Source organism: Bradyrhizobium sp., assembly GCF_049512235.1.
Classification (GTDB): Bacteria; Pseudomonadota; Alphaproteobacteria; order Rhizobiales; family Xanthobacteraceae; genus Bradyrhizobium.
In genome coordinates this window covers 1-2,580 of record NZ_JBEKXH010000747.1, presented here as the reverse complement: position 1 = coordinate 2,580, position 2,580 = coordinate 1, and the positions used below count along the sequence as shown (strand labels likewise).

Annotated in this window: 2 protein-coding genes; both read right to left on the bottom strand. The window is 58.7% G+C overall.

Features of this window, described 5'->3' with window-relative positions:
- Positions 1 to 4 precede the first annotated feature (4 nt).
- A complete protein-coding gene (locus ABSG20_RS34800; protein ID WP_423868961.1) occupies positions 5 to 877 on the bottom strand; it encodes a TylF/MycF/NovP-related O-methyltransferase in 873 nt (290 codons plus the stop codon).
- A gap of 133 nt (positions 878 to 1,010) precedes the next feature.
- Positions 1,011 to 2,105, bottom strand: a complete 1,095-nt coding sequence (locus tag ABSG20_RS34795; protein ID WP_423868960.1) for an ISAs1 family transposase — start codon at positions 2,103 to 2,105, stop codon at positions 1,011 to 1,013.
- Between the last annotated feature and the right edge of the window lie 475 nt (positions 2,106 to 2,580).

The window sequence follows — 2,580 nt, the reverse complement described above, 5'->3', positions numbered from 1 at the left end:
CCGCTCAGGCAACCTTGCTGAGCATGCAGAAGTGGCCGGCGAATGGCAGCGGCATCTCGAACTTGTAGCGATCGCCCGCGGCGGCGACGAACTGATCGACGGCGAGCTGTGCCCCCTCGGAAAAGAACCCGTAATCGTCGACCACGATGCGCCCGCCGGCGGCCATCCTGGTATCGAGAAATTCCAGCGCGTCCTTGATCGGATCGTAGAAATCAAAGTCGACATACGCGAACGCGACCTTCCCGGGCAACTCGCCGCTCTTGATGGCGTCCTTGACCCAGCCCTTTTTGACCTTGATGCGTTCGCGCGGAAAGTTGACCGAGGCAAGCTTGCCGAGGACCTCGGTCTCGGGAGATGCCATCGTCCCCTTGTACTTATCCATCGTCCCGAGTTTAAAGATATCGTGGATCAATCTGTCTTCCTTGGTCGGTGCCGGAAGGCCCTCGAAGCTGTCGAAAAGCCAGAAATTGCGGTCCGCCAGCGGCATGATCTCGGAAGCCAGCAGCTTCGACGTGGCGCCCTGGGCCACGCCAAACTCGCAAATGTCGCCCGGAACTTTCAGACCATCATGCAGATTCTTGATCACATAGACCGCCTCGCTCACGGTCGTGCCGATCAGATCGCTGAGATCCCGCGCGCGCCCCTCCCGTTTCGGCAGGTCGGTGAACAGAAAATGCCGGTAGAGCTCCTCGACTTCGACGGCGTCCTGGCGATGGATGTCCCGCATCGCCTCGGACAGCCTGAACCGCTCGAGCGTCTGATAGTACAGACGCTCCCAGTCCTGGCCAGTCGCCGAGACCGGGATCGCGGCATCACCGGGAAGCCGCACCAGCCCGTAGCCCAGGCGGCGCAAGGCCGTTCGCAGAAATCGCTTCAACAATCTCGTCACCGTTTCAGATCTGTGCCGGGCAAGCAATGCAGCGAACCAAATGGCCCGCGCTTGGCTAGCTATTAGCAGAACTTCCGAACATGAGAATAGCCAAAACACTGCAAGGCAGGGCAATCGCATTTCAATTCATGGTCATTAACTTGGTGAGATACGCATCATTCCAGCCGGCCCGCTTGATTTTTCCTCGGAGCGATCCCTTTTCGCCGTCTTTTTGCATGACGTTGATGGCCATGTGCCGCAGCATGGCGAGATTTTGCGGGCCATTCCCCAGCCGGCTTCTGTCCTGATCCTCGTTCATCACGACGTCGAGTCTCCAGTGCAGCCGATTTTCGACACCCCAATGAGAACGGACAACCTCGTTGAAGCGTTCGGGGGTCAAAGCCGCGCTGAGCAGATAATAGGCGGTCTCGTAGGTTGTTTTGCCGGCGGTTTCGCGGCTGCGCTCGACCTTGCCGACGGCGACCAGGCCCGGCCATTGATGGTCTTTGATCAGCCACGCAATGTCGGTGGAGACCGTGGCGGTGCGGGTTTCGATACGACCATGATCGGCATCGACGACCGGCTTGGCGGTGACTTTTTCGCTGGCGGGGTCGGTAAGATGCAGCACGACGTCATCATAAAGCGTTGGCTGGTTTTCCTTCAGGGCGAGGACAAAGTCGCCACCCTGATCGACGATCTGGCCGGCGATGGCGCGCTGGCAATTGAGCGCGTCGGTGGTCACGATCGTCCCTTTCAGCTGCAGCATCTCCAGCAGTTTCGGAACGGCAGTGATTTCGTTTGACTTCGCATCGGTAGCGATCTGCGCCAGCACAAGGCGCTGCTCACAGCCCCAGGCGGAGACCATGTGTAACGGCGACTTGCCGCTGGCGCGGTCGAACGAGCGGCGCAGAACCTTGCCGTCGATCGCCACAACCCCTTCGCATTGCTTGGAGAAATCAGCCATGAAGCGCTGAAACGCGGCCCGGAACTGCTCCGGATCGAGCATGCGGAAAAGCCGACTGAATGTGTCGTGGCTCGGCACCCCATTCTCAAGCTTCAGAAACCCCCGCAGGAACGGCTCTTTCTCCTTCGCAAACAGGCCCATGTCCACCGAGCCTTGCGCGCCGCACAGCACCGCGCACATCGCTATCGTCAGAATTTCATGAAGGTCGTGCAGGGCAGCATTGCCGGTGCGCGGGTCGTCCAGACCCTCCCAGCATTCGATAAAGCGATCCAAAGTAATCTCCCGGGGCCACGAATCATCCGTGCCCCGTTAGAATCCATTTCGTCAAAAACGCCAAAATACGCCAAGCCGGAACTAGAATTCCAAATGCGATTCCCCTGTGGCATCTCCGCCTTCGCTCTGCGAGTTGCGGCGGATGGGGCGGCTCCAAATCCTTGGGCTGCGCACGCGCGGCATGCGAACTGATTGCCACGATGATGAGGAGTTGCCTATGATTTGCCCGACGTGTCAAATTATTTCTTGTCCGCCAAGCCTTCCGACGACGCCGCGCAAAAAAGAAACTTGCCCGACGGGCCAGGAGAGGCCCCAGATCTGGTGTGATTTGGGCTGTCAAGCCACAATATGAAAAATATTATTGTTGCTGTTTTGTTCGAATCATTTATAGTCACACCCGTCTCGTTCCAGATGAGGGGCGTATCGCGATCGTCAGACACGCGGGATGAGATGCGGTGGACGCGGCAGCGTCGGG